We start from the raw sequence: 24,644 nt of genomic DNA on the forward strand, positions 1-24,644 counted from the left end.
ATTAGAGCGTACGGCGGCGGGACGGATGCGCCGGGTTCTCCCGGGAGCTATCCGGCACACAAGGTGTGCAGCCGGCAAAACAAATGGCGAAATCGGTGAGCGTAGAAGCTATTGCAGATCATCAGCACGGCGGAGCTGCTTTGCTCGAGCGCAAGGTCAGCTGTCAAAAGCACTCTTGATGCAGTTCAGCGGTGCAGCGTTGCCAGGCTGGCCTTCAATGGCGATCACGTCGAAACGGCAGGGGTGACTGGCCCAGTCTGTTGCTTGCTGCAGAAAAAGCTGTGCGGCAGTGACAAGTTTTGCCTGCTTGCGAAAATCAACGCTTTCCGTAGCGCCACCCCAGCCTGAATGGCGCCGGTAGCGAACTTCGACGAATACTACTGTATCGCCGTCAAGCATGACTAGATCAAGCTCGCCGCGTTTGCATAACCAGTTTTGTTCAATCAGGTGCAGCCCCTGTCGTTGCAAAAACTGCAGGGCGAAGGCTTCAGCCTCGCGCCCTGCCTGTTGGCGGCTGCTGCTTGGTATCAAGGCGCTGTGTCCGGCAGGCGTTGGATCTTGCCGTCGACGAACTCCGCCCATGGCAACTGACGCTCGACGCGACGGCCAGGGTTGATGCTCAGGCTGCCCGACAGGCCATCGATGCGGCTGTCAGGCATCGCCTTGAGTTGCGCAAGGCGTGGGGCCAGACGGTAGGCGTCGATGCCCATTGCGTACAGGCGACCAAGGCTGCCTGCAGCTTGTGGCCATTGCGCGGTGACTTGCTGGCGCAGTGGGTCTTCAGCGTTCAACAGCCATGGCGTCTCGCAGAAGCGCACACCGTTGAGGTCCATGTACTGCGCATGATCGTTGCTGTTGGTGAACAGGTGCGAGGTGGCGTAGACCGGAACATCGCCTGCGTACTGGAAAACCATGGTTGGCTTGATCTGCTGCGCTTGTTGCGGCGTCGCGGCGAGGAACATGAAGTCAATGTCCTGGCGACGGCTTGGCTGCGCGGCTACCTGAGTGCCGGCAGTGCTCTGCAGGCGCTGGGCGCGGCCTTCACTGTTGCGCAACTGGAACAGATCGGCGACCTGTTGTGCCAGTTCTACGGGTTGGTCAACGTGCTCGGCTGCGATCAGCGTACCGCCCTTGGCCTGCCAGCTCTTGCGGAAGGCATCCAGTACGCGGTCGCCCCATTCGCCTTTCGGCACCATTGCTACAGCGCTGCGCTTGCCATCGGCCCAGGCGCGACGTGCAACTTCGCGGGCTTCGTCTTCGGCAGCCAGACCAAACTGATACAGCTGAGCGGGGCCTTCGTTGCTGGTGTCGCTGTAGTTCAGCGCCAGGGTAGTGATCGGAAGCTGCTGGCGGCTGTTCAGTTGTTTGACGAGGTTCTTTTCCAGCGGACCTACGACCAGCTGTACGCCAGCGGCCTGGGCCTGACGGTAGAACTCATCCATCGAGGTAACGCGCGAGCTGTCGAACACCTGGATGGCGGGTGGATTCTGTCCTGCTTGTTGTGCCTGGAAGTGCGCGGCCATGAAACCTTCGCGCAACGCTTTGGCAACTGCGGCCAGTTGACCGTCCTGCGGCAGCAGCAGAGCGATTTTGGTAATCGTCTCGCTGGTCAGGGCGCGCAGTTGGGCGAGGGCGGTAGGCAGTTGCAGCGCTGCCGGGTGTTTCGGGTTCTGGGCTTTCCAGTTGTCGATGGCCGCCTGTTGCTGCTCAAGTGTGCCTGCGCCTTTGATCGAGCGGGCCAGATTCAGCCAGCCGCCCATATCTCCGCTGGCGGTACTTTGCAGCTGCTCGGCCGGCAGAGCGGAGACCAGCGTCCAGATTGCATCATTGTTGGCGCTGGCCTCTGCGCCTTGCAGCAGAGGGCCGGCGAATACTCGCTCATTGACGGCCGCCAGGGCCTGGCCATCGGCCTCCAGGGCGCGCGCCTTGACCATGTGGGTGCGAACCTGCTGCTCGACCGACAGTTCGCCCAGGCGTTGCATGCTTGGGTGGTTCAGTGCGGTCAGTGCTGCCTTGGGCTGATTGCGGCCCATCGCCAGCTCTGCGGACAATGTGCTGGCGAAAACCTGCAGTCCGGGTTTGAGTTGATCGATTTGCACCTGTCCGAGGATCTGCGCAGCGCGTCCTGCGTCATTCTGGCGGGCGGCCAGGTCGGCTGCACTCAAGCGCAGCGTTGCAGCCTGCTCGGGTGTTTTGGCTGTGGCGGCCTGATCAAGCAACTGCTCGATGCTGGCGTCAGGGGTTCGAGGCAGCTCGCCAAGGCTGGACGAGGGCGAGCTGGCACAGGCTGCGAGAAGGGCAGCGAGGCAGAGGGCAGAGAGCAGCCGCAGACAAGCGATCATTGGTATGTTCCTGAAACTCGAGCGAATTAGCGGGGAATTGTACCCAAGCGCTGGCCGGGGTGCGATGTCGAAGGTGTTTAAAGCCGTGATATTGGTCGCGTTAGGGTCATCTGGCGGCCAAATCGTTCAATTCGAGGGGGCTGCGTTGTGTTGTGTCCGGCCTTGATCATGTTTTTTATCGGCATCCCTGATGCGCGAACCGCTCGGCCGTGCTTCAGCCTGTACAATGCATTCTTTCCAAGTATCAGCTTTAACCTGTGAGGTTTGCGTTTTGACTGTTCCGGTTGTTTCGAATTCCACTCCGGGCTCGCTTTATGTAGTGGCGACTCCTATCGGCAATCTGGACGACATGAGCGTGCGGGCATTGAAGGTGTTGCGTGAAGTCGCGCTGATTGCGGCTGAAGACACGCGCCATTCTGCACGGCTGATGCAGCACTTCGGGATATCCACTCCGTTGGCCGCCTGTCACGAGCATAACGAACGTGATGAGGGTAGTCGGTTCATAACGCGTCTGCTGGCTGGCGATGATGTGGCGCTGATTTCCGACGCGGGCACGCCGCTGATCTCTGATCCCGGTTATCACCTGGTGCGTCAGGCGCGTGCTGTAGGTGTACCGGTTGTGCCCGTGCCGGGCGCTTGCGCCCTGATCGCCGCTCTTTCTGCGGCCGGGCTGCCTTCGGACCGATTCATTTTCGAGGGCTTTCTTCCCGCCAAGGCTGCAGGGCGCAAGGCAAAGCTTGAGCGAGTAAAGGAAGAGCCGCGCACGCTTATTTATTATGAAGCGCCGCACCGGATTCTTGAGTGTCTGCAGGACATGGAGCAAGTCTTCGGTGCCGACCGTCAGGCCTTGCTGGCACGTGAAATAACCAAAACTTTTGAAACGCTCAAGGGTCTGCCTTTGGGTGAGCTGCGGGCTTTTGTCGAGGCTGACAGTAATCAGCAGCGTGGCGAATGCGTGGTGCTGATAGCCGGCTGGACGCCACCCGAGGACGAGGATGTCATTGGTGAGGAGGCGCGCCGCATACTGGATTTACTGCTTGCAGAGATGCCTCTCAAGCGCGCCGCAGCCTTGGCAGCCGAAATAACCGGCGTGCGCAAGAACCTGCTTTATCAGGTGGCACTGGAGAAACAGAAGGAATGATGGGTTGCCTTTAAAGGGGTGGATAACGGGGACAAGTGCGCCCCACGTGCTATTAAAGCTTGTTCTTGAAGGCATGTGCCGCTAACCTTGGCGGCGGAGAGTCGATTGGACAGTCGCTGCCTCTTGTTGTTCCGCAACAGGGGGGGGAGGAAAGTCCGGGCTCCATAGGGCGGAGTGCCAGGTAACGCCTGGGAGGCGTGAGCCTACGGAAAGTGCCACAGAAAATAACCGCCTAAGCACTTCGGTGCCGGTAAGGGTGAAAAGGTGCGGTAAGAGCGCACCGCACGTCTGGTAACAGTTCGTGGCAAGGTAAACCCCACTCGGAGCAAGACCAAATAGGGTTCCTAGGCGTGGTCCGCGCTGGAACCGGGTAGGTTGCTAAAGACGTCCAGCGATGGCCGTCGTAGAGGAATGACTGTTCTCGACAGAACCCGGCTTACAGATCGACTCTCCACCTTTTTTCTCACCCTTCGTTTCAAGCAGCAAAACCCTCTCGTAATACCAAAAAAATCTTACAGCTCATAAATCACATTAACTTTGAATCGCAACGATTTGAGTTGTGTGGGATTTATCTGTCAGATCGTTCGTAAAATTACCCTTTTATACCCAATACCTCTCCTAAATCTCCGAAATGTAAGGGTTTTCCTTAAGACCGTGCCTTGACGGTGTGGTGGGCGCGTTCCTATAGTGTGCACAAGTGGCAGAAAGTGGCACGAAGTGGGTTTTTTCAGCGCAAAAAGCTAAAATTCGGAGAATGCGCCTGTGTTCCGTGGTGCCAACGCGATCAATCTCGATGCCAAGGGCCGTCTCGCTATGCCGAGCCGGTACCGTGACGAGTTGGATTCGCGTAGTGCCGGGCAACTTATCGTGACCATTGACGCCGTTGATCCCTGTCTTTGCCTGTACCCGCTTTCCGAATGGGAGCTGATAGAGGCAAAACTTCGTGATCTGGCGACGTTTCGTGAAGAGAACCGTCGTCTGCAAAGGCTTTTGATTGGTAATGCTGTCGATCTGGAACTCGATGGCAGCGGGCGTTTTCTGGTGCCGCCACGCTTGCGCGATTACGCCAGGCTGGATAAGCGCGTAATGCTGGTGGGCCAGCTCAACAAGTTTCAACTGTGGGACGAGGACGCCTGGAACGCTCTTGCTGATGCTGACCTGGCTGCCATTCAAAAACCTGGCGCTATGCCCGACGAATTACGTGATTTGATCCTGTGACTATGAACAGCGGCTTTACCCACATCACCGTGCTGCTTGAAGAAGCCGTGGAGGCTCTCGCGGTGCGTGCCGATGGCTGCTATCTGGACGGCACGTTCGGACGTGGCGGGCATAGTCGTCTGATATTGAGCCAGCTTGGCCCTGATGGTCGGCTTCTTGGGTTCGACAAGGACCCTCAAGCGATTGCCACAGGGCAAGCGCTAGCGGCCGAAGACGGCCGCTTTGTCATTGTGCAGCGCAGCTTTGCCGAATTGGGATCCGAGGCTCAGGAACGCGGTTTGGCGGGCAAGGTCAGCGGTATTCTGCTGGATCTGGGCGTTTCGTCCCCGCAGCTGGATGACCCCGAGCGCGGCTTCAGTTTCATGAACGACGGCCCGCTGGACATGCGCATGGACCCAACCCGTGGCGTGAGCGCTGCCGAGCTCATCGCGACTGCACCCGCTGAAGAAATTGCCCGCGTATTCAAGGAATACGGCGAAGAGCGGTTTGCCAAGCGCATGGCTAATGCCGTCGTCGCGCGCCGTGAAGTCCAGCCTTTCGAGCGTACCGCTGATCTGGCAGAAGTGCTCAAGGTCGCCAACCCTGCCTGGGAGAAGGGCAAGAATCCTGCAACGCGAGCCTTTCAAGGGCTGCGTATTCACGTGAACAACGAGCTGGGTGATCTGGAAGCCGGTCTTGAAGCCGCACTGGATGCCCTTGAAGTCGGTGGTCGCCTCGTCGTCATCAGTTTTCACTCGCTGGAAGACCGTATCGTCAAATTGTTCATGCGCAAGCTCGCCAAGGGCGAAGCCGACAACATGCCACGCAATCTGCCGATCCAGTTCAAGCCGTTCGAACCGAAAATCAAAATTCACGGCAAGGCTCAATTCGCCTCGGATACCGAAACCAAAGCCAACCCGCGTTCGCGCAGCGCTGTCATGCGCGTAGCGGAGAAGCTCAGGTGAGCCGTCTGTTTCTGAAACCTTTGCCCGGCGGCAGCTTCATTATGCTGCTGCTGTTCATTGCTGTCCTGATTTCAGCGATTGGCGTTTCCTATAGCGCACATTGGAATCGTCAACTGCTCAACTCGCTGTACTCGGAAATGAGCGTGCGCGACAAGGCGCAGGCAGAGTGGGGCCGGCTGATCCTTGAGCAGAGCACCTGGACTGCACACAGCCGCATCGAGAATCTGGCCACCGAACAGCTGAAAATGCGCATTCCAAGCGCTGCCGAAGTGCGGATGGTGGCGCCATGATGAAACTTGAAGGCGCGCTTTATCCGTGGCGTTTTCGCGTGGTCGTGGGGCTGCTGGTGTCCCTTGTGCTCGCCATTTGCTGGCGCATCGTTGACCTGCAGGTTATCGACCACACCTTTCTCAAGGAGCAGGGCGATGCCCGCAGCCTGCGGCATATCCCGATTCCGGCTCACCGTGGCCTGATCACCGACCGCAACGGCGAGCCGCTTGCCGTGAGTACTCCGGTGACGACGCTGTGGGCCAACCCGCGCGAAATGCAGCAGGACAAGTCCAAGTGGCCGATGCTCGCAGCGGCTACCGGGCAGGATCTGAAAGCGTTGACTGATCGCCTGGAATCGCAATCCACCAAGGAGTTTATCTACCTTGTTCGTGGCATGACGCCGGAGCAGGGCCAGGCAGCACTGGATCTGAAAGTCCCTGGCGTTTACGGCATCGAAGAATTCCGCCGTTTCTACCCGGCAGGGGATGTTACCGCGCACATGGTTGGTTTTACCGACCTTGATGACCACGGTCGCGAAGGTGTCGAGTTGGCTTATGACGACTGGCTTGCGGGAGTGCCCGGCAAGCGTCAGGTTATCAAGGACCGGCGCGGCCGACTGATCAAGGATGTTCAGGTGACCAAGAATGCCAAGGCCGGAAAGACCTTGGCTTTGTCTATTGACCTGCGTCTGCAATACCTGGCAACCCGTGAACTGCGCAACGCCATCGTGGAAAACGAGGCCAAGGCAGGCAGCATGGTGATCATGGACGTCAAGACCGGTGAAGTTCTGGCGATGGTCAATCAGCCGACCTATAACCCGAACAATCGCCGCACCATGGTGCCTGCTGCCATGCGCAGCCGGGCAATCATTGACGTGTTCGAGCCGGGCTCGACCATGAAGCCCATCTCCATGACTGCAGCGCTGGACAGTGGCCGCTGGAAGCCCACCGATAAGGTCGAGGTTTATCCAGGCACACTGCAGATCGGTAAGTACACGATTCGTGACGTGACCAAGACCGAGGGCCCGATCCTCGATCTGACCGGCATCCTGATCAACTCCAGTAACGTTGGCATGAGCAAGGTCGCGTTCGATGTGGGCGGCGAAGCGATCTTCCGTGCCATGCAACGCGTTGGTTTTGGTCAGTACACCGGCCTCGGCTTCCCTGGCGAGCGCGTTGGCAACCTGCCCAACTATCGCGAGTGGCGCAAGGCCGAGACCGCCACGCTGTCCTATGGCTACGGTCTGTCAGTTACCGCTTTGCAATTGGTACACGCCTATGGCGCGCTGGCCAATAACGGCCGCATCGTGCCACTGACCATTTTGAAAACGGATAAAGAACCGGAATCGACCCAGGCTATTCCCGAGAAAACCGCCAAGACGCTGCAGGGCATGTTGCAGCAGGTTATCGAAGACCCGCGCGGCGTTTATCGCGCCCGTGTGCCGTCCTATCACGTCGGCGGCAAGAGCGGTACGGCGCGTAAGACGTCCATCGGCACCAAGGGCTACGCAGAGAACTCCTATCGTTCCCTGTTCGCCGGTTTCGGCCCGATGAGTAACCCGCGTTATGCCATCGTCGTGGTCATCGACGAGCCGAGCAAGGGCGGTTACTACGGTGGTCTGGTTTCGGCTCCGGTATTCAGCAAGGTCATGTCCGGTACGTTGCGTCTGATGAACGTCACGCCTGACAACCTTGCCCCACCGGAACAAGTCAATGCAGCAGCGGCAGCCAAAGGAGGGCGTGGTTGATGGCCTTTAATCTGAGCAAGATTTTCGCTCACACCGACCGCGATCCCTTGATTCGCGAGTTGACTCTCGACAGCCGCAATGTCCGTCCGGGTGATCTGTTTCTGGCCGTGCCGGGTATCAAGGTCGATGGCCGTGCGCATATTGCCGACGCGCTCAAGCGTGGCGCTGCGGCTGTGGCTTACGAAGTAGAAGGCTCGACCGTTCTGCCGATCACCGACGTGCCGCTGATCCCGGTCAAGGGGCTCGCCGCGCAGTTGTCCGATATTGCCGGCCGCTTCTACGGCGATCCGAGCCGCAGCCTGAATCTGGTAGGCGTTACCGGCACCAACGGCAAGACCAGCGTCACTCAACTGGTTGCCCAGGCGCTTGATGCACTGGGTCAGCACTGCGGCATCGTCGGCACGCTGGGCACAGGCTTCTACGGCGCGCTGCAAAGCGGCCGTCATACCACGCCCGACCCGATAGCCGTTCAGGCGACGCTGACCGACCTGAAAAAGGCCGGTGCGCGCGCAGTGGCAATGGAAGTGTCGTCTCATGGGCTGGATCAAGGGCGGGCGACGGCGCTGGCGTTTGATGTGGCGGTGCTGACCAATCTGTCCCGTGATCACCTGGATTATCACGGCACCATGGAAGCGTACGCTGCCGCCAAGGCCAAGCTGTTTGCGTGGTCCAACCTGAAATGCCGGGTAATCAACCTGGATGATGCTTTCGGTCGTGAATTGGCCGGTATCAAGCAAGAGTCGCGGTTGATCACCTATAGCCAGCTGGACAGCTCGGCCTACCTGTATTGCCGCGATGCGAAATTCGATGACGATGGCGTGCGCGCTACGCTGGTCACGCCTCAGGGCGAGCACTTCCTGCGCAGCAGCCTGCTGGGTCGCTTCAACCTGAGCAACGTGCTGTCTGCGGTGGGCGCTTTGCTGGGCCTGGATTACGCGCTGGACGAAATTCTCAAGGTGTTGCCGAAACTCGAAGGCCCGGTCGGGCGCATGCAGCGTCTGGGCGGTGCCGACAAGCCGCTGGTGGTTGTCGACTATGCGCATACTCCGGATGCGCTGGAAAAAGTCCTCGAAGCACTGCGCCCGCACGCCAAAGGCCGCCTGTTGTGCCTGTTCGGCTGCGGCGGTGATCGTGATCGCGGCAAGCGTCCGCTGATGGCTGAAGTGGTCGAACGCCTGGCCGACGGTGTGTGGGTCACCGACGACAACCCGCGCTCCGAATCGCCAGCCAGTATTTTTGACGATATCCGCCCTGGCTTCGCTGCTGCTGACAAGGTGCGCTTCATCGAAGGTCGCGGCCAGGCCATTGCCGAGTTGATCGCCAGCGCCAATGCCGATGATGTCGTAGTCCTGGCCGGTAAAGGGCATGAGGATTATCAGGAGATCGACGGTCAGCGCCATCCGTTCTCTGACCTGCAAGAAGCTGCCAAGGCGCTTGCTGCGTGGGGGCCTGCGAATGATTAAGTCAATGACATTCAGCGAACTGGTCGTGCCGCTTGACGCCCGTCTGGTCGCTGGCGACTGCAGCTTTGACGGTGTGAGCACCGACAGCCGTGGTATCCAGCCGGGCCAGCTGTTCGTGGCCCTGACCGGGCCGCGCTTCGACGGCCATGAGTACCTTGAGCAGGTGGCTGCCAAAGGTGCGGTCGGTGCTCTGGTCGAGCGCGAAGTGCAGGGCGCAAGCCTGCCGCAACTGGTCGTGCTCGATACCCGCAAGGCGCTCGCGCAATTGGGCGCAATGAACCGCAATGCGTTCATCGACAAGCCGGTTGCAGCGATGACCGGTTCCAGCGGCAAGACCACGGTCAAGGAAATGCTCGCGAGCATCCTGCGTACGCGCGGCACTGTGCTGGCCACTCGTGGCAATCTGAACAACGAGCTGGGCGTGCCATTGACGTTACTGGAGCTGGCTCCCGAGCACAGTGCGGCGGTCATCGAACTGGGCGCATCGCGGGTGGGCGAAATTGCCTTCACCGTGAGCCTGACCAAGCCACACGTTGCCATCATTACCAACGCTGGAACCGCCCATGTCGGCGAGTTTGGCGGGCCGGACAAAATTGTCGAGGCCAAGGGCGAGATTCTGGAAGGACTCAATGCCAGCGGCACCGCGGTGCTGAATCTGGAGGACAAGGCTTTCCCTGTCTGGCGCAAGCGTGCCGGCAATCGCAACATTCTGACCTTCGCACTGGCTGACCCTGCGGCGGATCTGCACGCCAGCGACCTTAGTAATGATGCCCGCGGCTGCCCAGGCTTCACCATCAACAGCCCGCTCGGCGTCGCCCAGGTTCAGTTGAATCTGTTGGGCGCGCATAACGTGACCAACGCCCTGGCGGCCGCGGCTGCAGCCTGCGCACTGGGCGTGACGCTGGAAGGCATTGTCGCGGGCTTGAACAACGTGCAGCCGGTCAAGGGCCGTGCGGTTGTGCAAATCGCCAGCAACGGCACGCGCGTCATTGATGACACCTATAACGCCAACCCTGCCTCGATCAACGCAGCCGTCGACATCCTTACCGGTTTTACCGGTCGTACCGTGCTGGTGCTGGGCGATATCGGCGAGCTGGGCGAGTGGGCCGAACAAGGCCATCGCGACGTAGGGGCCTATGCCGCTGGCAAGGTCTCGGCGCTGTATGCCGTCGGCCCGTTGATGACTCATGCCGTCAGCGCCTTTGGTGAACATGCGTACCACTTTGCCAGTCAGGCAGAGCTGATCGCGGCGCTGGGCGCCGAGCAGGACCCTAATACCACTTTACTGATCAAGGGCTCGCGTAGCGCTGCGATGGAAAACGTCGTGGCTGCCTTGTGCGGTTCTAGCCTGGAGAAACATTAATGCTGCTGCTGTTGGCCGAGTTCTTACAACAGTTCTACAAAGGCTTCGCGGTCTTTCAGTACCTGTCCTTGCGCGGGATCCTTGGTGTGCTCACTGCGCTGACACTGTCGCTGTGCCTGGGCCCCTGGATGATTCGTACCTTGCAGATGCGCCATATCGGCCAGTCGGTCCGCAACGACGGTCCGCAGTCGCACTTGTCCAAATCGGGTACGCCGACCATGGGCGGTGCGCTGATCCTCTCGTCCATCGGTATCAGTACGCTGTTGTGGGCTGACCTGAGCAATCGTTACGTTTGGGTTGTGTTGCTGGTGACACTGCTGTTCGGGGCCATCGGCTGGGTCGATGACTACCGCAAAGTGATCGAAAAGAACTCGCGTGGCCTGCCGAGCCGCTGGAAGTATTTCTGGCAGTCGGTATTCGGCCTCTGTGCAGCGATCTTCCTTTATACGACTGCACCGTCGGCTACCGAAACCACGCTGATCGTGCCGATGCTCAAGGATGTGCGCATCCCGTTGGGTATCGGTTTCATCGTGCTGACCTATTTCGTGATCGTCGGCTCCAGCAACGCAGTCAACCTGACTGACGGCCTGGACGGTCTGGCGATCATGCCGACGGTGATGGTGGGCGGTGCGCTGGGCATATTTTGCTACCTGTCGGGTAACGTGAAGTTTGCTGAGTACCTGCTGATTCCCTACGTACCGGGGGCAGGTGAGCTGATTGTCTTCTCCGGTGCACTGATTGGCGCGGGACTCGGGTTTCTCTGGTTCAACACCTATCCGGCTCAGGTGTTCATGGGTGACGTCGGTGCGCTGGCGCTGGGGGCTGCGCTGGGCACCATGGCCGTGATCGTGCGTCAGGAAATTGTCCTGTTCATCATGGGTGGCGTGTTCGTGATGGAAACCCTTTCAGTGGTCATTCAGGTTGCGTCTTTCAAACTCACCGGTCGCCGCGTGTTCCGCATGGCGCCGATTCACCACCACTTTGAACTCAAAGGCTGGCCCGAGCCGCGCGTGATCGTCCGTTTCTGGATCATCACCGTGATTCTGGTGCTCATTGGCCTTGCCACACTGAAACTGAGGTAGAACGAGTGTCCCTGATCGTTTCCGACCGCTTCCGCATTGTTGTGGGGCTTGGCAAAAGTGGCATGTTCCTGGTTCGCTTCCTGGCGAACCGGGGCGTGTCCTTTGCCGTGGCCGACACGCGGGAGAATCCTCCTGAGCTGGCGACCTTGCGTCGTGACTATCCGCATGTGGAAGTGCGTTGTGGCGAGCTGGATGTGGATTTCCTCTGCCGTGCCGACGAGTTGTATGTCAGCCCCGGTCTGGCGCTGGCCACACCGGCCCTGCAGCAGGCGCACGCGCGTGGCGTCAAGCTGTCCGGTGACATCGAGCTGTTCGCGCGTTACGCGAAGGCACCGGTCATCGCCATCACCGGTTCGAATGCGAAAAGCACCGTGACAACGCTGGTGGGTGAAATGGCCGTCGCTGCAGGCAAACGCGTTGCGGTCGGGGGCAACCTCGGTACTCCGGCGCTGGACCTGCTCAGCGACGATGTCGAACTGTACGTAATGGAGCTGTCCAGCTTTCAGCTCGAAACCACCGACCAGCTCAATGCTGAAGTGGCAACCGTGCTGAACATCAGCGAAGACCATATGGACCGCTACAGCGGCCTGCCGGCTTACCACCTTGCCAAGCACCGGATTTTCCGTGGCGCGCGGCAAGTGGTGGTCAATCGTCAGGATGCCCTGTCCCGTCCGCTGATTGGTGAAGGCCTTCCTTGCTGGACGTTCGGTCTCAACAAGCCTGATTTCCACGGCTTTGGTCTGCGTGAAGAAAACGGCGAAAAATACCTGGCGTTCCAGTTCGAAAACCTGATGCCGGTACGTGAGCTGAAAGTTCGTGGTGCTCACAATCAGGCCAACGCCCTTGCTGCATTGGCGCTTGGGCATGCGGTTGGCCTGCCGTTCGATGCGATGCTTGCAAGCCTGCGCGAATTCACCGGCCTGGAGCATCGCTGCCAGTGGCTGCGTGAGCATGACGGCGTTCATTACTACAACGACTCCAAGGCCACCAACGTCGGTGCCGCACTGGCTGCCATCGAAGGTCTGGGTTCGGATATCGACGGCAAGCTGGTGCTGATCGCTGGCGGCGATGGCAAAGGCGCTGACTTCAGCGCATTGCGTGCGCCAGTCGCTGAGCATTGCCGCGCTGCGGTGTTACTGGGCCGCGACGCCGAGCTGATTGCCCAGGCATTGGGTGATGCCGTTCCTCTGGTGCGTGTCGACACCGTCCAGGCTGCTGTCGAGCACAGTGCAAAGCTGGCGCAGCGGGGCGATGCGGTATTGCTTTCGCCTGCATGCGCCAGCCTGGACATGTTCAAGAATTATGAAGAGCGCGGACGTGTGTTCGCGCAGGCAGTGGAGTGCTTGTCATGATCTTCGGTGTGATCAAGCCTTATCCATCGCCACTGATCAGCGGGCGCGGCATTGACCTCGACTTCCCGATGCTGGTCGGCTGTCTGGCATTGCTGGGCCTTGGGCTGGTAATGATTACTTCCGCCTCGTCGGAAGTTGCTGCAGTTCAGTCGGGCAACACGCTGTACATGATGACCCGTCACCTGGTTTATCTGCTGATCGGTCTGGGTGCCTGCGGCGTGACCATGATGATTCCGGTCGCCACCTGGCAACGCCTGGGCTGGATGATGCTGCTTGGCGCGTTCGGCCTGTTGCTGCTGGTACTGGTGCCGGGAATCGGGCGCGAGGTAAACGGTTCGATGCGCTGGATCGGCTTCGGCGCGTTCAACGTGCAGCCGTCGGAAATCGCCAAGGTGTTTGTGGTGATCTTTCTTGCGGGCTATCTGATTCGTCAGCAGCAGGAAGTTCGCGAAAGCTGGATGGGCTTTTTCAAGCCGTTCATTGTGCTTTTGCCGATGGCAGGTCTGCTGCTCATGGAGCCTGACTTCGGTGCGACCGTGGTAATGATGGGCTCGGCCGCAGCCATGCTGTTTCTCGGCGGTGTCGGCCTGTTCCGCTTCTCGCTGATGGTGGTGCTGGCGGTCGCTTCTGTGGTGGTGCTGGTCCAGGCCCAACCTTACCGGATGGCGCGTCTGACCAACTTTACCGACCCATGGGCCGACCAGTTCGGTTCCGGCTATCAATTGACCCAGGCACTGATCGCCTTCGGTCGCGGCGAGTGGTTCGGCGTCGGACTGGGCAACAGTGTGCAGAAGCAGTTCTATCTGCCGGAAGCGCACACCGACTTCGTGTTCTCGGTACTTGCAGAAGAGCTGGGCGTGGTGGGTTCGCTGATCACCGTCGCACTGCTCCTGTTCGTCAGTATTCGCGGCATGTACATCGGCATGTGGGCCGAGCGCGCCAAGCAGTTCTTCGGTGCCTATGTGGCCTACGGTCTATCGTTCCTGTGGATCGGCCAGTTCCTGATCAACATCGGTGTGAACGTCGGTCTGCTGCCGACCAAGGGTCTGACTCTGCCATTCCTCAGCTACGGCGGCAGCTCGCTGGTGATCTGCTGCGCGAGTCTTGGCCTGCTGCTGCGCATCGAGTGGGAATCGCGCAACAACATGGGCAGTGAAGAAGCCGAGTTCAAGGAAAGCGACTTCGCCGAGGAGACGCCCCATGGACGCTAATGTGCTGATCATGGCTGGCGGCACCGGCGGGCATGTATTCCCGGCGCTGGCCTGTGCGCGCGAGTTCCAGGCACGCGGCTACAAGGTCCATTGGCTGGGCACGCCGCGTGGTATCGAAAACGAACTGGTGCCGCAGGCCGGTCTGACGCTGCACCTGATCAACGTTACCGGTCTGCGTGGCAAGGGCCGCTTGTCGCTGCTCAAGTCGCCGTTCATGTTGCTCAAGGCCCTGATGCAGGCACGCAAGGTTGTGCGTGAGGTGAAACCGGTCTGCGTGGTCGGCTTCGGTGGCTACGTCACCGGCCCTGGCGGTCTGGCGGCGAAGCTGGCAGGCGTACCGTTGATCATTCACGAGCAGAATGCCGTTGTCGGTACCGCCAACCGCAGTCTGGCCTCGTTCGCCAGCCGGGTGTGCGAAGCGTTCCCGAACACCTTTGCGGATTCATCCAAGCGTCGCACCACCGGCAACCCGGTGCGTGTCGAGCTGTTTCTGGAAACACCGCGTCAGGCTCTGGCCGGACGCAAGGCTCGTCTGCTGGTACTGGGCGGCAGCCTGGGCGCGGAGCCGTTGAACAAACTGCTGCCCGAGGCGCTTTCTCAGCTGCCTCAGGACATCCAGCCCGAAGTGTTTCATCAGTCGGGCAAGAATCATGACGCAGTCACCGCCGAGCGCTATCGCAACGTGGGCGTCGAGGCGCAGGTTGCGCCATTCATACAGAACATGGCCCAAGCCTATGGCTGGGCCGATCTGGTGGTCTGCCGCGCAGGCGCATTGACCATCAGCGAACTGGCCGCCGCCGGCCTGCCGTCGTTGCTGATACCGCTGCCCCACGCGATTGATGACCATCAGTCACGTAACGCTGACTATCTGGCTCGCGAAGGCGCAGCCTTCGTCATGCCGCAAGCGACAACTGGCGCCGCCGAGATGGCAGCACGCCTGAAAGAGGTTTTGATGCAACCCGAACAATTGAACAGCATGGCCCGCACTGCACGCAGCCTGGCCATGCCTGATGCAACCAGCACTGTCGTCAACGTCTGTGTGGAGGTGGCCCATGGTTGAGAATCAACGCGCCATGCCACAACCTGAAATGCGCCGTATCCGTCGTGTCCACTTCGTCGGTATCGGCGGTGTCGGCATGTGCGGGATCGCCGAGGTGTTGTTGAACCTGGGTTACGAAGTCTCGGGCTCCGACCTGAAGGGCTCGGCCGTGACCGAGCGCCTGGAATCGTTCGGCGCACAGATTTTTATCGGCCATCGTGCCGAGAACACCATCGGTGCCGACGTGCTGGTAGTGTCCAGTGCCGTCAACACCTCCAACCCGGAAGTGGCCACCGCGCTGGAGCGCCGCATTCCGGTCGTACCGCGTGCCGAGATGCTCGCCGAGCTGATGCGTTATCGCCACGGCATCGCTGTTGCCGGTACGCACGGCAAGACCACCACCACCAGCCTGATCGCTTCGGTATTCGCTGCCGGCGGCCTGGACCCGACCTTCGTGATTGGCGGCCGTCTCAACGCGGCGGGCACCAATGCGCAGCTGGGCACCAGCCGCTACCTGATCGCCGAAGCCGATGAGAGCGACGCCAGCTTCCTGCACCTGCAGCCTCTGGTCGCTGTGGTCACCAATATCGACGCCGATCACATGGCGACCTACGAAGGCGACTTCAACAAACTGAAGAAGACCTTTGTCGAGTTCCTGCACAACCTGCCGTTCTACGGGCTGGCGGTGATGTGCATCGACGATCCGGTAGTGCGTGAAATTCTGCCGCTGGTCAAGCGTCCGACGCTGACCTATGGCTTCAGCGAGTCTGCCGATATACGTGCAATCAATGTGCGTCAGGACGGCATGCTGACATTCTTCACCGTACTGCGCCGCGACCGCGAGCCGCTGGATGTGTCGGTGAACATGCCCGGCAATCACAACGTACTCAACTCGCTGGCGACCATCGCTATCGCCACCGACGAGGGCGTCAGCGACGAGGCCATCGTTCAGGGCCTTTCCGGGTTCCAGGGCGTCGGTCGGCGCTTCCAGGTCTACGGCGAGCTGCCGGTTGACGGCGGCAACGTGATGCTGGTCGATGACTACGGTCACCATCCGCGCGAAGTCGCTGCCGTTATCAACGCTGTGCGTGGCGGCTGGCCTGACCGTCGTCTGGTGATGGTTTACCAGCCACACCGTTTCAGCCGCACCCGTGACCTGTACGACGATTTCGTCCAGGTGCTGGCAGACGCCAATGTGCTGCTGCTGATGGAAGTCTACCCGGCCGGTGAAGAACCGATTCCTAGTGCGGACAGCCGCAACCTGTGCCACAGCATTCGTCAGCGTGGCCAGCTGGACCCGATCTACATCGAGCGTGGTGTCGAGCTGGCGCCGCTGGTCAAGCCGCTGTTGCGTGCCGGCGACATCCTGTTGTGTCAGGGCGCTGGCGACATCGCTGGTCTTGCGCCACAGCTGCTGAAAAGCCCACTGTTCGCCGGTGCCAAAGTGGCCCCCACCGAAGGGAAGCTGAAATGACAGCCGTCGCCCAGCCGTCCCTGCGCTCGACACTCGAGCCGAAAAGCTTCGGCCGTGTCGCCGTGCTCTTCGGTGGCAAGAGTGCCGAGCGGGCGGTCTCGCTGAACTCGGGTAATGCCGTGCTCGGGGCGTTGCTCGAGGCTGGCGTGGATGCGTTCGGCATCGATGTGGGCGATGACTTTCTGCAGCGACTGGTCAGCGAGAAAATCGACCGTGCCTTTATCGTTCTGCACGGACGTGGCGGTGAAGATGGCACCATGCAAGGCCTGCTGGAATGCCTGGAAATCCCTTATACCGGCAGTGGCGTACTGGCTTCTGCCCTGGCGATGGACAAGTTGCGCACCAAGCAGGTCTGGCAGAGTCTCGGCCTCGCCACACCGCTGCATGCCGTTCTTGAAAACGAGAGTGATTGTATTTGCGCCGTGACGGAACTGGGCCTGCCTTTGATCGTCAAACCGGCCCATGAAGGTTCAAGTATCGGTATGGCAAAGGTGAACAGCGTCGATGAATTGATCGCCGCCTGGAAAGCCGCCAGTACCTACGATTCGCAAGTATTAGTCGAACAGTGGATTCAGGGACCTGAGTTCACTGTGGCGTCTCTGCGTGGCCAGGTGTTGCCTCCCATCGGCCTGGGCACTCCTCATAGTTTTTATGATTACGATGCCAAGTACCTGGCGTCCGATACCCAGTATCGGATTCCGTGCGGACTTGGCGATGCGCAGGAACAGGAACTCAAACAACTTGCAGCACGTGCTTGCGAAGCCATCGGCATTGCAGGGTGGGCGCGCACGGATGTCATGCAGGACGCACAAGGCAAGTTCTGGTTACTGGAAGTCAATACTGTACCCGGCATGACCGATCACAGTCTGGTGCCTATGGCGGCCCGTGCGGCAGGTCTGGATTTTCAACAACTGGTGTTGGCGATTCTGGCCGACAGCGTTCAGGCGAGAGGTTAAGGCATGTACGGCGCGTCGACACGTCCTCAGCCACCTGCTCCCGGCCGCAACAAGCCGGTGCCGCGCGGCGCCAGCCGTATGGTGGCCAAGGAGCTCTTGTCGGCGCGCCTGCCCAAGGCCAACTTCAGTTTTCTGAAGCGTTTGCTCTGGCCTGTGTTGCTGGTGGTTCTGGGCTTCGGCACTTATGAGGCAGCGCAACGTCTGCTGCCGTACGCCGACCGTCCGATTACCCGCATCAATGTGCAGGGCGATTTGAGTTACATCAGCCAGCAGGCTGTGCAACAGCGGATTGCGCCTTATGTGGCGTCGAGCTTTTTCAAGATCGATCTGACCGGCATGCGCACCGAGCTTGAGCAGATGCCCTGGATCGCCCACGCCGAAGTTCGTCGTGTATGGCCGGATCAGGTTGTGATTCGTCTTGAGGAGCAGTTGCCGGTTGCCCGTTGGGGTGATGAAGCGCTGTTGAATAACCAGGGGCAGGCTTTCACGCCGCGTGAACTGTCCAATTACGAACATCTTCCCCAGTTGTTTGGCCCGCAGCGGGCCCAGCAGCAGGTGATGCAGCAGTATCAGGTGTTGAGTCAGATGTTGCGCCCGCTGGGCTTCTCCATCGTGCGCCTGGAGCTGCGCGAGCGCGGCAGCTGGTTCCTGACGACAGGCGCCGGTAGTGCTGGCCCGGGAATCGAATTGTTGCTTGGACGCGACCACCTCGTCGAAAAAATGCGCCGTTTCATCGCGATTTACGACAAAACGCTGAAAGAACAAATCACGAATATCGCGCGCGTCGACTTGCGTTACTCCAACGGCCTTGCGGTCGGTTGGCGCGAACAGGCAGCGGCAACGACGGACAAACCCGCCGTCGCGAAGAATTGATAAGAGGCAGGACCATGGCAAACGTGCAAAGCGGCAAAATGATCGTCGGGCTGGATATCGGTACCTCCAAGGTGGTGGCACTGGTAGGCGAAGTCGCGGCCGATGGCTCGCTGGAAATCGTGGGTATCGGTACCCATCCCTCCCGCGGCCTGAAGAAGGGCGTGGTAGTGAATATCGAGTCGACCGTGCAGTCGATCCAGCGCGCAATCGAAGAAGCGCAGCTGATGGCGGGTTGCCGTATTCACTCGGCATTTGTCGGCGTTGCAGGCAGCCATATTCGCAGCCTGAACTCGCACGGCATCGTGGCGATTCGTGATCGCGAAGTCAGTTCTGCGGACCTGGAGCGTGTGCTCGATGCTGCTCAGGCGGTGGCCATTCCTGCCGACCAGCGCGTGCTGCACACCCTCCCTCAGGATTACGTGATCGATAACCAGGAAGGCGTGCGTGAGCCTTTGGGCATGTCCGGTGTACGTCTGGAAGCCAAGGTTCACGTCGTGACCTGCGCAGTGAATGCCGCGCAGAACATCGAGAAGTGCGTGCGTCGCTGCGGTCTGGAAGTCGACGACATCATTCTTGAACAACTGGCGTCGGCGTATTCCGTACTGACCGATGACGAGAAAGAGCTGGGCGTGTGCCTGGTGGATATCGGTGGCGGTACGACCGACATCGCGATCTTCACCGAAGGCGCCATTCGTCACACGGCGGTTATCCCGATTGCGGGCGATCAGGTCACCAACGACATCGCCATGGCGTTGCGTACCCCGACCCAGTACGCCGAAGAAATCAAGATTCGCTACGCCTGCGCCCTGGCCAAACTGGCCGGTGCCGGTGAAACCATCAAAGTACCGAGTGTGGGCGACCGTCCACCTCGCGAGCTGTCGCGTCAGGCCCTGGCCGAAGTGGTAGAGCCTCGTTACGACGAGCTGTTCACCCTGATCCAGGCCGAGCTGCGCCGCAGCGGTTACGAAGACCTGATCCCGGCTGGCATCGTGCTGACCGGGGGCACAGCGAAAATGGAAGGTGCGGTCGAACTGGCCGAGGAAATCTTCCACATGCCGGTGCGCCTTGGCGTGCCGCACAGCGTCAAAGGGCTCGCTGATGTCGTGCGCAACCCGATCTACTCGACCGGCGTAGGCCTGTTGATGTACGGGCTGCAAAAACAGTCGGACGGCATTTCGCTGTCCGGGATGGTCGGCAACAGCAGTTACAGCGACGAAACCAAGGCACCGGTGCTTGAGCGTATCAAGCGTTGGGTGCAGGGCAATTTCTAAGTTTCAACGTTTAAAAGTTTCACAGCTTCAGATTCAGGGCTTCAAAAGCAATATCGGCAGGCAGTAGGCAAAACTAACTAGAAAGCGGAAGGAGAGAGAAATGTTCGAACTCGTAGACAACGTCCCGCAAAGCCCGGTTATCAAAGTTATCGGTGTAGGCGGTGGTGGCGGAAACGCTGTCAATCACATGGTCAAGAGCAACATCGAAGGCGTGGAATTCATCTGCGCCAACACAGATGCTCAAGCGCTGAAAAACATTGGCGCGCGGACCATTCTGCAACTGGGCACCGGCGTGACCAAAGGCCTTGGCGCTGGCGCCAACCCTGAAGTCGGTCGTCAGGCCGCACTGGAAGATCGTGAGCGCATTGCAGAAGTTCTGCAGGGCACCAACATGGTTTTCATCACCACTGGCATGGGCGGCGGTACCGGTACCGGTGCAGCACCGATCATTGCTGAAGTGGCCAAGGAAATGGGCATTCTGACGGTCGCAGTCGTGACCCGTCCGTTCCCGTTCGAAGGTCGCAAGCGTATGCAGATCGCCGATGAAGGCATCCGCATGCTGTCCGAAAGCGTCGACTCGTTGATCACCATCCCCAACGAGAAGCTGCTGACCATCCTGGGCAAGGACGCCAGCCTGCTGTCGGCTTTCGCCAAGGCTGATGATGTACTGGCCGGTGCCGTTCGCGGTATCTCCGACATCATCAAGCGTCCGGGCATGATCAACGTCGACTTCGCCGACGTCCGCACCGTGATGAGCGAAATGGGCATGGCGATGATGGGTACTGGCTGCGCCAGCGGTCCTAACCGTGCGCGTGAAGCCACCGAAGCGGCCATTCGCAACCCGTTGCTCGAAGACGTCAACCTGCAGGGCGCTCGCGGCATCCTGGTCAACATCACTGCCGGTCCTGACCTGTCGCTGGGTGAGTATTCGGACGTGGGCAGCATCATCGAAGCGTTCGCTTCCGAGCACGCGATGGTCAAGGTCGGTACGGTTATCGATCCGGACATGCGTGACGAGTTGCACGTGACTGTGGTTGCCACCGGCCTGGGCGCGAAAATCGAGAAGCCGGTCAAGGTCATCGACAACACGCTGCAGACCACCCAGCAGGCTCCTGCCCAGCAGGCGTCGCGCCAGGAAGCACCTTCGGTCAACTACCGCGATCTGGACCGTCCTACCGTGATGCGCAATCAGGCACACGCAGGCGCTACGGCAGCGGCGAAGATGAACCCTAACGATGATCTGGATTACCTGGATATCCCGGCTTTCCTGCGTCGTCAGGCCGATTGATGAAATGTATCAGGGGTATTAGGGTGATTGGTGTTCAGCAAAGGCATGGTCTGCTATCATCGCCAGCCTTTGTTGATACCAGTTCGCAACTTGCGCTGAAGCGGCCCATGCCATGATTAAACAACGCACCCTGAAAAATATTATCCGTGCCACAGGTGTAGGCCTGCACTCCGGGGAGAAGGTTTACCTGACCCTCAAGCCCGCACCTGTGAATACCGGCATTGTGTTTTGCCGAGCTGACCTTGACCCCGTCGTGCAGATCCCTGCGCGTGCGGAAAACGTCGGCGACACCACTCTGTCGACCACTCTGGTCAATGGTGATGTCAAAGTTGATACGGTAGAACACCTGCTCTCGGCCATGGCTGGCCTTGGCATCGATAACGCCTACGTCGAGCTCTCTGCCTCCGAAGTTCCTATCATGGACGGCAGCGCAGGCCCTTTCGTATTCCTGATTCAATCGGCTGGCCTGGAAGAACAGGACGCGCCGAAGAAATTCATCCGCATCCTGCGTGAAGTCACAGTGGAGGAGGGTGGTAAACGCGCTACTTTCGTGCCTTTCGAAGGGTTTAAGGTCAGTTTCGAGATCGATTTCGATCACCCCGTCTTCCGTGATCGCACCCAGAGTGCAAGCGTGGACTTTTCCAGCACTTCGTTCGTGAAGGAAGTCAGCCGTGCCCGGACCTTCGGGTTCATGAGTGACATCGAGTACCTGCGCAAGCACAACCTCGCACTCGGCGGCAGTGTGGAAAACGCCATCGTGGTCGACAAGGACGGCGTACTGAACGAAGACGGCCTGCGTTACGAGGACGAATTCGTCAAACACAAAATCCTCGACGCCATCGGTGACCTTTACCTGCTGGGCAATAGCCTGATCGGTGAGTTCCGTGGCTTCAAATCGGGGCATGCACTGAACAATCGTCTCCTGCGCACGTTGATCGAGCAGAAAGACGCTTGGGAAGTGGTGACTTTCGAGGATGCCAGTACGGCACCTATTTCCTACATGCGCCCTGTCGCGGCCGTGTAGGCAAGCTTTACTCTCTTTCCTTTTGTTCTTTAAAGGCTGCCCTCGGGTGGCCTTTTTTTATCGGCTTCATTGGGCAAAGCCAGTTGCGCAGAGGATCTGGCGAAAATCACTCAGACGTTATTTCTTGTCCTTGGCATGGCTGGCAAGCCGCTCAAGTGCTGCCCGCAGCTTGGGATCAGTGATGCCCTCGGCGGTGGCCTGAATGTTCTCGGCGGCAATCGAAGACAGGTCGATGGTGTGCGTGGCCGCTCCGCGCGGGGCTTCAGGTGGCTGCACCCTGAAGACAATGCGCGTCAGGTTGATGAATTCGTCGAAGGCCATCAGTTGCCGGTGCAGGCGCTTCTGCTGATAGCGCAGGCGCGTGGCCCAGTGACCATCCGTCACGATCAGCAACAAGGTGCCTTCGCGCCACGAGGCCACACGACAGTGCTCGCGCGCGGCTGGTTGCAGCTGACTTTCGAGCAGGCGCTGCAAATGGCTAAGGCGTTCGGCGTGACGAAAGATAGCCTTCAGAGGCTTGGCTTCACGCAGCAGAACCGCGGGCGGGCGGGCGTTCAGAGGACGAAAGGCCATGGTGGAGTGCCTGGTAACAAGATGAACATCTTAACAGAAAGCGTTCTAACGGCTGCTTTTCAGGGCATTTCCGTGCTTTCATATGCAAATCAATGAGTAACTTCCCCGGATTATGGGTTGAAGTGCTTGAAATTGGCCCCATTGTAAACCTGCCCCATAACAGCGCTGTGCCAGCATCGTGGAATAACGCCACTTTCCTCACCATCGTTTCCGGGTAGAATGCTCGTTCGCATGCGGCCATCTGGGCTGCACGGGCGACTCACGGGGCCGCCCTCCATTCCTATGTGTGGAAGATCCTGTCGATATGTTTGCGCCTTTGTTGAAAAAACTTTTTGGAAGCAAGAACGAGCGTGAAGTAAAATGCATGCTCAAGACGGTACAGATCGTCAATGCCTTCGAAGAGCAAATGGTGGCCCTTTCGGACGAGCAATTGCGCGCCAAGACCGAAGAGTTCAAGGCCCGCATAGCCAAAGGCGAGACCCTCGATCAATTACTGCCGGAAGCCTTTGCTGTCGCTCGTGAAGCGGGCAAGCGCGTCATGGGCATGCGCCACTTCGACGTTCAGTTGATCGGCGGTATGACCCTGCACGAAGGTCAGATCGCGGAAATGCGTACCGGTGAAGGTAAAACCCTGGTCGGTACGTTGGCTGTGTACCTCAATGCGCTTTCCGGCAAGGGCGTTCACGTAGTCACCGTGAACGACTATCTCGCTCGCCGAGATGCCAACTGGATGCGTCCGTTGTACGAATTCCTCGGTCTGACCGTAGGTATCGTCACACCATTCCAGCCGCCGGAAGAAAAACGCGCTGCTTATGCTGCCGACATCACCTACGGCACTAATAACGAATACGGCTTCGATTACCTGCGCGACAACATGGCGTTCAGCATGGACGACAAGTTCCAGCGCGAACTCAATTTCGCCGTAATCGACGAAGTCGACTCGATTCTGATCGACGAAGCGCGTACGCCGCTGATCATCTCCGGTCAGGCCGAAGACAGCTCCAAGCTGTACACCGAAATCAACCGCCTGATCCCCAAGCTCGAGCAGCATATCGAGGAAGTGGAAGGCGAAGTCACCAAACCGGGCCACTTCACCGTTGACGAGAAAACCCGTCAGGTTGAGCTGAACGAAGCCGGTCACCAATTCATCGAGGAAATGCTCACTGAAGTCGGCTTGCTGGCTGAAGGCGAGAGCCTGTACTCGGCGCACAACCTGGGCCTGCTGACTCACGTTTATGCCGGTCTGCGTGCGCACAAACTGTTCAACCGCAACGTCGAGTACATCGTTGCAGACGGCCAGGTTCTGCTGGTCGACGAGCATACCGGCCGCACCATGCCGGGCCGTCGCCTGTCCGAGGGCCTGCATCAGGCCATCGAAGCAAAGGAAAACCTGAACATTCAGGCCGAAAGCCAGACCCTGGCATCGACCACGTTCCAGAACTACTTCCGTCTGTACAACAAACTGTCCGGCATGACCGGTACGGCCGACACCGAAGCGTTCGAATTCCACCAGATCTACAACCTGGCCGTCATGGTCATCCCGCCGAACAAGCCGTTGGCGCGTAAAGACTTCAACGACCTTGTCTATCTGACGGCGGAAGAGAAGTACGCAGCCATCGTTACCGACATCAAGGCCTGCATTGCAGAGAACCGTCCGGTGCTGGTAGGTACAGCGACCATCGAAACCTCCGAACACATGTCCAACCTGCTCAAGCAGGAAGGCATCGATCACAAGGTTCTGAACGCCAAGTTCCACGAAAAAGAAGCAGAAATCATCGCGCAGGCCGGTCGTCCGGGTGCTTTGACCATTGCTACCAACATGGCGGGTCGCGGTACCGACATCCTGTTGGGCGGGAACTGGGAAGTAGAGGTCGCCAATCTGGAAGATCCGACCCCTGAGCAGATCGCACAGATCAAGGCTGACTGGCAGAAACGCCATCAGCAGGTGATCGAAGCGGGTGGCTTGCACGTTATTGCCTCCGAGCGCCACGAATCGCGCCGTATCGACAACCA

20 protein-coding genes, 1 other RNA gene and 1 pseudogene are annotated in these 24,644 nt (G+C 59.3%); 19 read left to right on the plus strand and 3 right to left on the minus strand.

The features are described from left to right. Positions 1–156: 156 nt before the first annotated feature. Positions 157–531, minus strand: a complete 375-nt coding sequence (locus tag AO277_RS00750; protein WP_080899153.1) for a YraN family protein — start codon at positions 529–531, stop codon at positions 157–159. Next, entirely contained in the window at positions 528–2,342 is a 1,815-nt protein-coding gene (locus AO277_RS00755; protein WP_044317637.1) for a penicillin-binding protein activator, read from the minus strand. The genes AO277_RS00750 and AO277_RS00755 overlap by 4 nt, the downstream gene beginning before the upstream one ends. Positions 2,343–2,613: 271 nt before the next feature. On the opposite strand from AO277_RS00755, the gene rsmI reads away from it, so the two are divergent. The 18 genes from rsmI (at position 2,614) to lpxC (ending at position 22,058) form a co-directional block, all read left to right on the plus strand. After that, entirely contained in the window at positions 2,614–3,483 is an 870-nt protein-coding gene (gene rsmI, locus AO277_RS00760; protein ID WP_029240916.1) for a 16S rRNA (cytidine(1402)-2'-O)-methyltransferase, read from the plus strand. A 97-nt stretch (positions 3,484–3,580) separates the two neighbouring features. Beyond that, positions 3,581–3,938: RNase P RNA component class A (gene rnpB / locus AO277_RS00765), an RNA gene on the plus strand. Between the two features lie 307 nt (positions 3,939–4,245). After that, the gene (mraZ, locus tag AO277_RS00770) at positions 4,246–4,701 is read left to right on the plus strand and encodes a division/cell wall cluster transcriptional repressor MraZ (protein ID WP_044317636.1); all 456 of its coding nucleotides are present in this window, start codon (positions 4,246–4,248) and stop codon (positions 4,699–4,701) included. Positions 4,702–4,703: 2 nt separating this feature from the next. Further along, positions 4,704–5,645, plus strand: a complete 942-nt coding sequence (gene rsmH / locus AO277_RS00775; protein WP_080899152.1) for a 16S rRNA (cytosine(1402)-N(4))-methyltransferase RsmH — start codon at positions 4,704–4,706, stop codon at positions 5,643–5,645. Further along, the gene (gene ftsL / locus AO277_RS00780; protein WP_002555053.1) at positions 5,642–5,935 is read left to right on the plus strand and encodes a cell division protein FtsL; all 294 of its coding nucleotides are present in this window, start codon (positions 5,642–5,644) and stop codon (positions 5,933–5,935) included. Before rsmH ends, ftsL begins: the two co-directional genes overlap by 4 nt. Further along, complete coding sequence (locus tag AO277_RS00785; RefSeq protein ID WP_044317634.1) at positions 5,932–7,662, plus strand: peptidoglycan D,D-transpeptidase FtsI family protein; 1,731 nt, start codon at positions 5,932–5,934, stop codon at positions 7,660–7,662. Before ftsL ends, AO277_RS00785 begins: the two co-directional genes overlap by 4 nt. Then, entirely contained in the window at positions 7,662–9,125 is a 1,464-nt protein-coding gene (locus AO277_RS00790) for a UDP-N-acetylmuramoyl-L-alanyl-D-glutamate--2,6-diaminopimelate ligase (protein WP_004666183.1), read from the plus strand. The genes AO277_RS00785 and AO277_RS00790 overlap by 1 nt, the downstream gene beginning before the upstream one ends. Continuing rightward, positions 9,118–10,488 (plus strand): UDP-N-acetylmuramoyl-tripeptide--D-alanyl-D-alanine ligase, encoded by a 1,371-nt coding sequence (locus tag AO277_RS00795; protein WP_005733427.1) that lies wholly within the window; start codon positions 9,118–9,120, stop codon positions 10,486–10,488. Before AO277_RS00790 ends, AO277_RS00795 begins: the two co-directional genes overlap by 8 nt. Continuing rightward, entirely contained in the window at positions 10,488–11,570 is a 1,083-nt protein-coding gene (mraY, locus tag AO277_RS00800; protein ID WP_044317633.1) for a phospho-N-acetylmuramoyl-pentapeptide-transferase, read from the plus strand. Before AO277_RS00795 ends, mraY begins: the two co-directional genes overlap by 1 nt. Before the next feature lie 5 nt (positions 11,571–11,575). Beyond that, positions 11,576–12,922: a UDP-N-acetylmuramoyl-L-alanine--D-glutamate ligase gene (gene murD, locus AO277_RS00805; RefSeq protein WP_044317632.1), complete on the plus strand. Its 1,347-nt coding sequence runs from the start codon at positions 11,576–11,578 to the stop codon at positions 12,920–12,922. After that, the gene (gene ftsW / locus AO277_RS00810; protein ID WP_044317631.1) at positions 12,919–14,133 is read left to right on the plus strand and encodes a putative lipid II flippase FtsW; all 1,215 of its coding nucleotides are present in this window, start codon (positions 12,919–12,921) and stop codon (positions 14,131–14,133) included. The genes murD and ftsW overlap by 4 nt, the downstream gene beginning before the upstream one ends. Continuing rightward, the gene (gene murG, locus AO277_RS00815) at positions 14,123–15,193 is read left to right on the plus strand and encodes an undecaprenyldiphospho-muramoylpentapeptide beta-N-acetylglucosaminyltransferase (protein WP_044317630.1); all 1,071 of its coding nucleotides are present in this window, start codon (positions 14,123–14,125) and stop codon (positions 15,191–15,193) included. The genes ftsW and murG overlap by 11 nt, the downstream gene beginning before the upstream one ends. Next, entirely contained in the window at positions 15,186–16,646 is a 1,461-nt protein-coding gene (gene murC, locus AO277_RS00820) for a UDP-N-acetylmuramate--L-alanine ligase (RefSeq protein ID WP_044317629.1), read from the plus strand. Before murG ends, murC begins: the two co-directional genes overlap by 8 nt. Then, complete coding sequence (locus AO277_RS00825) at positions 16,643–17,602, plus strand: D-alanine--D-alanine ligase (protein ID WP_005733430.1); 960 nt, start codon at positions 16,643–16,645, stop codon at positions 17,600–17,602. Before murC ends, AO277_RS00825 begins: the two co-directional genes overlap by 4 nt. Positions 17,603–17,605: 3 nt before the next feature. Next, a complete protein-coding gene (locus tag AO277_RS00830; RefSeq protein ID WP_044317628.1) occupies positions 17,606–18,475 on the plus strand; it encodes a cell division protein FtsQ/DivIB in 870 nt (289 codons plus the stop codon). A 14-nt stretch (positions 18,476–18,489) separates the two neighbouring features. Further along, positions 18,490–19,746, plus strand: a complete 1,257-nt coding sequence (ftsA, locus tag AO277_RS00835; RefSeq protein ID WP_002555042.1) for a cell division protein FtsA — start codon at positions 18,490–18,492, stop codon at positions 19,744–19,746. Positions 19,747–19,846: 100 nt separating this feature from the next. After that, positions 19,847–21,034, plus strand: coding sequence for a cell division protein FtsZ (ftsZ, locus tag AO277_RS00840; protein ID WP_002555041.1), 1,188 nt, complete (start codon positions 19,847–19,849; stop codon positions 21,032–21,034). A gap of 112 nt (positions 21,035–21,146) precedes the next feature. Next, the gene (gene lpxC, locus AO277_RS00845) at positions 21,147–22,058 is read left to right on the plus strand and encodes a UDP-3-O-acyl-N-acetylglucosamine deacetylase (RefSeq protein WP_002555040.1); all 912 of its coding nucleotides are present in this window, start codon (positions 21,147–21,149) and stop codon (positions 22,056–22,058) included. Between the two features lie 117 nt (positions 22,059–22,175). On the opposite strand, the gene AO277_RS00850 is transcribed toward lpxC, so the two are convergent. After that, on the minus strand, positions 22,176–22,631 hold the full coding sequence (locus AO277_RS00850; protein WP_005733432.1) for a DUF721 domain-containing protein: 456 nt from the start codon (positions 22,629–22,631) through the stop codon (positions 22,176–22,178). Positions 22,632–22,935: 304 nt separating this feature from the next. Here AO277_RS00850 and secA point away from each other — a divergent pair. Further along, positions 22,936–24,642: pseudogene (gene secA / locus AO277_RS29840) on the plus strand (preprotein translocase subunit SecA); the annotation flags it as partial. Between the last annotated feature and the right edge of the window lie 2 nt (positions 24,643–24,644).

Origin of the sequence: Pseudomonas amygdali, assembly GCF_002699855.1 — a bacterium.
Lineage (GTDB): Bacteria > Pseudomonadota > Gammaproteobacteria > Pseudomonadales > Pseudomonadaceae > Aquipseudomonas > Aquipseudomonas amygdali.

Excerpts from the sequence above, each read along its gene's own strand:
- AO277_RS00755 (WP_044317637.1), bottom strand. The coding sequence starts at position 2,342 with ATGATCGCTTGTCTGCGGCTGCTCTCTGCCCTCTGCCTCGCTGCCCTT.
- rsmH (WP_080899152.1), top strand. The coding sequence starts at position 4,704 with ATGAACAGCGGCTTTACCCACATCACCGTGCTGCTTGAAGAAGCCGTG.
- AO277_RS00785 (WP_044317634.1), top strand. The coding sequence starts at position 5,932 with ATGATGAAACTTGAAGGCGCGCTTTATCCGTGGCGTTTTCGCGTGGTC.
- AO277_RS00790 (WP_004666183.1), top strand. The coding sequence starts at position 7,662 with ATGGCCTTTAATCTGAGCAAGATTTTCGCTCACACCGACCGCGATCCC.
- AO277_RS00795 (WP_005733427.1), top strand. The coding sequence starts at position 9,118 with ATGATTAAGTCAATGACATTCAGCGAACTGGTCGTGCCGCTTGACGCC.
- mraY (WP_044317633.1), top strand. The coding sequence starts at position 10,488 with ATGCTGCTGCTGTTGGCCGAGTTCTTACAACAGTTCTACAAAGGCTTC.
- ftsW (WP_044317631.1), top strand. The coding sequence starts at position 12,919 with ATGATCTTCGGTGTGATCAAGCCTTATCCATCGCCACTGATCAGCGGG.
- murG (WP_044317630.1), top strand. The coding sequence starts at position 14,123 with ATGGACGCTAATGTGCTGATCATGGCTGGCGGCACCGGCGGGCATGTA.
- murC (WP_044317629.1), top strand. The coding sequence starts at position 15,186 with ATGGTTGAGAATCAACGCGCCATGCCACAACCTGAAATGCGCCGTATC.
- AO277_RS00825 (WP_005733430.1), top strand. The coding sequence starts at position 16,643 with ATGACAGCCGTCGCCCAGCCGTCCCTGCGCTCGACACTCGAGCCGAAA.
- AO277_RS00830 (WP_044317628.1), top strand. The coding sequence starts at position 17,606 with ATGTACGGCGCGTCGACACGTCCTCAGCCACCTGCTCCCGGCCGCAAC.
- ftsA (WP_002555042.1), top strand. The coding sequence starts at position 18,490 with ATGGCAAACGTGCAAAGCGGCAAAATGATCGTCGGGCTGGATATCGGT.
- ftsZ (WP_002555041.1), top strand. The coding sequence starts at position 19,847 with ATGTTCGAACTCGTAGACAACGTCCCGCAAAGCCCGGTTATCAAAGTT.
- lpxC (WP_002555040.1), top strand. The coding sequence starts at position 21,147 with ATGATTAAACAACGCACCCTGAAAAATATTATCCGTGCCACAGGTGTA.
- AO277_RS00850 (WP_005733432.1), bottom strand. The coding sequence starts at position 22,631 with ATGGCCTTTCGTCCTCTGAACGCCCGCCCGCCCGCGGTTCTGCTGCGT.